This window comes from Mycobacterium sp. (assembly GCF_049802695.1).
GTDB lineage: Bacteria > Actinomycetota > Actinomycetes > Mycobacteriales > Mycobacteriaceae > Mycobacterium.
In genome coordinates this window covers 1-6,231 of record NZ_JBARMY010000055.1, presented here as the reverse complement: position 1 = coordinate 6,231, position 6,231 = coordinate 1, and the positions used below count along the sequence as shown (strand labels likewise).

Sequence of the window (6,231 nt, the reverse complement as noted above, 5' to 3'; positions counted from 1 at the left end):
GCACCGCGTCGGTGAGTCGCTTGAGCACCACAACTCCGGCACCCTCACCCCGCACGAACCCGTCCGCGCCCGCATCGAAGGCATGGCACCGGCCTCGCGGAGACAGCATTCCCCACTTGGACAGGGCGAGCTGAGTTTCCGGCCGCAGGATGAGATTGACCCCGCCCGCAAGGGCGAGGTCACTTTCCCGCAGCCGCAGGCTTTGGCAGGCCAGATGCACCGAAACCAGCGACGACGAACACGCCGTGTCCACCGCGACCGCCGGACCGCGCAGCCCCAGCAGATACGCGATCCGTCCCACGGTGACGCTGTGTGCGTTGCCGGTGGCGGAGTAGGCGTCGATGCTATCCGGGTTTGCGGCCGAAGTCGTTTGGTACTCGTTGTAGTACACGCCCATCATCACCGCGGCACGGGTTCCGCTCAGGCCATCCGGCGCGATACCGGCGTGCTCCAGCGCTTCCCAGGCCACTTCCAGTAACACGCGCTGCTGGGGATCCATCGCCTCGGCCTCGCGCGGGGCGATGCCGAAGAAGTCGGCATCGAAACCGGCGACGTCGGGCAGGAAAGCACCCCACTTCGATGCCATCCGGCCCGGCGCGAACGGGTCCGGATCGTAGAACGCGTCCGCATCCCAGCGATCCACAGGAACCTCGCTGACCGCATCGCCGCCGTTGGCCAGCAGCGCCCAATACCCTTCCGGCCCCGCCCCGCCGCCGGGAAACCGGCATCCGATGCCCACCACCGCCACCGGCTCGGCTGCCGCGATCCGCGAAGCTTTGTCGAATTGCTCGGTCAGCGCCCCACGCTGGGCGGCCGTCATGGCCGAAACCCGGCTGAACGTCGTTTTCATCAGATGCCGCTTTCGCTGCCGGCCGTGGCCGATTCCACGCTGTCGAACAGGTCGTCCAACACGCTGCCCGCGGGTTCGAGCGTCGCATCGACATCATCTTGCTGCGAAACCGGTTGCGGTGCGACCAGATCCACTGTGGCCGCCGCCAACAGTGAAATCGTTGGGTGATTCCACAACATCGAAGCCGACATTTCGAAGCCCACTAATTCCCTGGCTTCCCGTAACACTGTCATTGCCACCCTTGAATCCAACCCTAACTCGGGGAACGGCCGGTCCATGTCCACTGCTGACGCCGGCATTCCCAGCTCGCGGGCCAGAATGTCGCGCAGTCTGGTCTCGAGTGTGCTGAGCTTGTTCTCAGCGGGTATCTGCGACCAATCCCACTTCGCTGGTAGCTCGTCAGCACCAGAACTCGCCGGTGCAGCGCCTGTGTGGTATCCAGCGGTCTCGTCGAGATTGTCATCGACCAGAAGATCGGCTACCACGCGCAGCGGCCCGCGCAGGCGATCAGTTGCAGTGAGTTGACCCCAATCCGCAGCGACGACGGCGCACCGGACTCCGCTGTCCGGGCTGAGCACCGCGGGCAACGCCCGGATAGCCACCTCGGCGGGCATGAGCTTCAGTCCGGCATCGGTAGTCTCTGGTTGTTTGTCCCCGGGGCTCTGCAGAAGTCCCCAGTCGACGACGGTGGCCGGGAGCCCGAGGGCGCGACGCGCATAGGCGAACGCATCCAGAAAAGCACTCGTCGCGGTGTAGCGGGCGAGCCGAGTTGAGCCGATAACACCGGTGATTGAGGAAAACAGCACGAACCTGTGCACGGGTGTCTTCAACGAGAGTTTGTGCAATACCGATACCATTTCCAGCTCAGGGCGGAACGTGGTGTTCACCTCATCGTCGGTCATGGCATCAAGCAGCACTGGCCGGCCCGCCAGCGGAGCCAGGTAGATCCCGTCGAGTCGGGGAAGGTCGGCCCCGAACCGTTGGAATAGGCCCGTCATTGCAGCCTCGTCTGCCGCATCGGCAGCAACTTCAATGAGTTTCGCCCCGGTCGACGCCAGCGTGGCAGTCAGATCACCGAGTCGCGAGCCGGCGTCCCGGGAGACCGCGACGATCGTCGAAGCCCCCATGTCCGAAAGTTGGCGGATGAGAGACGGTTCCATGCCGCCGGTCGTGTCGATAACCAGGTGGCTGCCATCACCTTGCAACGGGTCCGCCGCTACCGTCGGCCGGATTCGCCGCTCAAGGCGTGGCACCCGACGCAGCCCTGCGTGGTACACCACTTGCGTCTCGCCATCGGCGGCCTGCGATTCGGCCAGCACATATCGCACGATCAGTTCGGGTGGCGCAGTGTCGTCGACATCGATGAGGCTTCCCCAGATTTCGGGATGCTCCAAGGCGAGCGTTCGGCCCAAACCCCAAAGAAGCGCATGTGCCGGGTTGGAACGGTCACCTTCGCCAACCGGCTGGGCATTGCGGGTGACGACGAACAACTTCGGCGGCCGTGTCGCGGTTGAACCCACCTCGGCAAGCGTTGTGGCAAGCCGCCTGAGCTCGTTGAACAGGCGGTACGCTGAAGCGATGTCAAGGTGGTCCCGCGGTACGAACGGCGCGTAAAGCACGTTCTCGGCGCCTTCAGCATCCAGGTGCTCGTTGAAGCGTGCGGCGTTGTCGCCGCTCTCCTCCAGCACCGAAGGCGACATAACCGCAACCCGAGAAACTGCGCCGAGTACTTGTTCTAATTCGTCGCCCACGCGGTCTGTTTCAAGAGCGTCCCCCACCACGAGCCATGAACCGGTGGCTGCGGCATCGGCCGCCAGTGATTCACGGATGGGCCAGGTCAGCTCGTAGAACCAGTCGTCGGGTACACCGTCGGCGTTTTGACGCCCGGCAGCGACGTCCACCGGAATTCCGTTGCGGCGGATCGTTTCTGACGCTTCCGGCAAAGTGATCCAGTGGTGGGTGTGATGCCAGGGGGTACTGGGAATGAGTGGATGAGGTTCGGGCGGGTGCGGGGTTTGTGGTGGTTGGGCGGTGTGGGTGGCGTTGAGGTTGGTGTGGAACGTGAGGGTGTCATGGGCGTCGCGCTGCAAGGTTCCGATGCTGTGGTGATGAACCTGCCCTAGGGTGTCGCTGATGGCACCGGTGAGCAGCGGGTGTGGACTGACTTCTACAAAGGTGCCGTAGTCGGCGCCCGCCGCGGTCACAGCCTGGTTGAACCGCACCGGGTTGCGCAAGTTTGCCGCCCAGTAGTCAGCATCGAAGACCGGCGCCGCGCCGGTGTGGTCGTCGGTGGTCGTGGTAATCACCGGGATGCTCGGCGGCTTCGGCGCCAAGTCGGCAAGCGCGGTGCGCAACTCCGGAAGCACTGGATCATTCACTTCCAGCAGCCCGATCGCGCCTTGCCCGGACAACCGTGACAGCACCCGGGACCGGGTGACGATCACGCGCAAGCCGTCCGCCGGGCTCAGCGCCCCGGCCACCACCGCAGCGGAAACCTCGCCCATCGAATGGCCGATCACCGCATCCGGTTGCACACCATGCGAGCCCCACAACGCCGTCAACGCCAACTGCATCCCCATCAGCACCGGCTGGATGCGATCAATCCCCACCAGCGCTTCACCGGTGGCCAGCACTTGCCGCAAAGAAAAACCGGCCTGCTCAACAAAAGTCGGCTCCAGATCGTCGACCGCCGCGGCAAACGCGGGCTCATCGGCCAACAGCTGCCGACCCATGCCCGCCCACTGCGAGCCCTGATCGGAATAGACGAACACCGTGCCCGCCCGACATGCCCCGTGGTGCGGCCCAACCACCCCCGGCGCCGGATAACTCCCGGCCAGCGCGCGCAACCCCGCCACCGCCTGCTGACGATCACACGCGGCCACGGTGGCAAACTTCGCCTGCCGGCTACGATGATGATTCAACGTATGGGCCACCTCGGCCAAAGCCACCTCTGCGCCCGCGCTGGTCATCCACTCGGCCAACATCCCCGCCGTCGAGGCGATGCGCTCGTCAGTCTTGCCCGAGAGCACCAACGTCGTCACCAGCTCCGGTTGGTAGGCAACAGCTTTGAGAACCGGCGCCTCTTCGAGCACCACATGCGCATTGGTGCCACCGAAACCGAACGCCGACACCCCCGCCCGCCGCGCCCGCTCCGTCGCGGGCCAGTCGGTGGGTTGGGCAACCACTTTCAGCCGCAGATCCGCAAACGGAATATGCGGATTAGGAGTCTGGAAGTGCAGGTTGGACGGAATATGTCCCCGCTGCACCGCCAGCACCGCCTTGATGAAACCCGCCATCCCGGCCGCCGCGTCCAAATGGCCGATATTCGACTTGACGGCGCCGATCAGCAGCGGAGCACTCGGCGGCCGTGCGCGGCCCAGCACCGTTCCCAGCGCGCGCGCTTCGATGGGATCGCCGAGCAACGAGCCGGTGCCGTTGGCCTCGACATAGTCCACATGGCGTGGCTCGACGCCGGCATTGGCGTAGGCGGCGCGCAACACCGCCATCTGTGCTGCCGGATTGGGGGCCATCAACCCGTTGGACCGGCCATCTTGGTTGACCGCTGACCCACGCACCACCGCAAGCACTCGATCACCGTCACGCAGTGCGTCAGTGAGTCGCTTGAGCACCGCGACCCCGCAACCCTCACCATGCACGAAACCGTCGGCGCCGGCGTCGAATGCGTGACACTGACCCGTCGGCGACGTGGCACCGGCCTTGTCGAAGCTGCGGGTAATAGCCGGTGACAGCAGCAGGTTGACCCCCGCCGCTATGGCGAGGTTCGAATCACCGGTGCGCAGGCTCTGGCAGGCCAGATGCACCGCCACCAGTGACGACGAACACGCCGTATCGACGGTCACCGAGGGCCCGCGCAAGTCGAAGAAATACGAGAGGCGATTAGCGATGATGCTCAGCGCACCGCCGGTACCCGACCATGCATCTACTTGGCTCAGGTCGGTCGACGCCAGATATCCGTATTCGCTCAAGCATGCCCCGGCAAAAACCCCCGTCTGCGTCTGCCGCAGCGAATGGGCGGGAATGCCGGCGTGCTCCAACGCCTCATACGCCACTTCCAGCAGCAGGCGCTGCTGCGGGTCCATCTTGGCCGCTTCCCTCGGCGAGATCTCAAAAAATTCTGCGTCGAAAGCGTCGATCTCGGTTAGGAACGAACCCCAGCGCGTGGTCTCTGCCAGCGCGGCGGCGACCTCGGGTGAGCCGTTGTCGAACGGCCTCCACCGATCCGGCGGAACCTCTCCGATAGCCGACCTACCGTCACAAATAAACTGCCAGAACGATTCTGGGCCATGTATGTCACCCGGTAAGCGGCAGCCCAGGCCGACGACCGCGATTGGCTCATCGAGCCAGCTTCGCTCGGCTGAATCGGCAGTGTCAGCTGGGGTTTCGAACTCCGGCGTGGTGAGATGATGAACCAGAGCGTTTATCGTAGGGTGCTGCCAGAAATCCACCGGTGACACCGGCCGGCCCAGCAACTCAACCAGCTCGCCGGACAATACCACTGCATCGCGAGAACCCACTCCGAGATCCGCCAACGACGCATCCGCGTCAATCTCATCGGGATCACAGCCGATGGTCGTGATCAGATAATCGAACAGCCAGTGACGCAGCTCACTATCAGAAAAAGTCTCAGTCATCCCGAAACCTCCGAACTTTCGAAGCCCTCCAGGCGTACCGCGTCGTGCGATGCCGCTTTCGACGCTTGCGGGCTTGATTCAACCTCGTCGAACAACGTGTCTAGCAGGCTGTCCGTCGAGTCGGGCAGGACGTCTGCGTCACCACTCGAGTCTTGTTGGGGCGCCAGCTTTTCGGCAAGGTAGGTCGTAAGCGACGCGATCGTCGGGTGATTCCAGAGCATCGTCGCCGACAACTCGAGACCCGACAGCTGCTCGGCCTCACGTCGAATCGACATTGCCATCACCGAGTTGAGGCCCAGCTCCGCGAACGGCCGATCCACTTCGATTTCTGCTTCCGGCAGCCGAAGTTCACGCGCGAGAATTCCTCGCAGCCCAATCTCGAGTTCACTGCGTAGCTGGTCGGGGGTCATCTGGGACCATGTCCGCACGGGCGTCGACGTGCGGTCTGCAGCGGTTGCCGATTGATCGGAGAACGCTATGGGAGCCATCACCGCTTGCGCGATGTCGTAGGAGTCCACGTACTCCCATGCGGCGAACGCCTCTTCGGGAGTGACCGGCCGCGAACCCAGCCGTTCGAGCTCGTGCTCCACGATCGCGGCGTCGGAGGCAAACCCCAGTCCCCGCCAGGCCACCCAGTCCAGACTGACGGTGTGGCAGCCATGCCGGTGGCGCACCCGCGCCAGGCAGTCGAGATACGCATTAGCCGCCGCGTAGCCGCCCTGCCCGGGG

The 6,231-nt window shown here is 64.5% G+C and carries 3 protein-coding genes; all 3 read right to left on the bottom strand.

The annotated features are described in order from the left end of the window. On the bottom strand, positions 1-853 hold an 853-nt coding region (locus WA317_RS02170), incomplete at its 3' end, for a polyketide synthase (protein WP_425171476.1). Next, positions 850-5,502 (bottom strand): beta-ketoacyl synthase N-terminal-like domain-containing protein, encoded by a 4,653-nt coding sequence (locus WA317_RS02165; protein ID WP_425171475.1) that lies wholly within the window; start codon positions 5,500-5,502, stop codon positions 850-852. The genes WA317_RS02170 and WA317_RS02165, both read right to left, overlap by 4 nt. Then, positions 5,499-6,231: beta-ketoacyl reductase (locus tag WA317_RS02160; RefSeq protein WP_425171474.1), on the bottom strand; the 733-nt coding region annotated here is incomplete at its 5' end. The genes WA317_RS02165 and WA317_RS02160, both read right to left, overlap by 4 nt.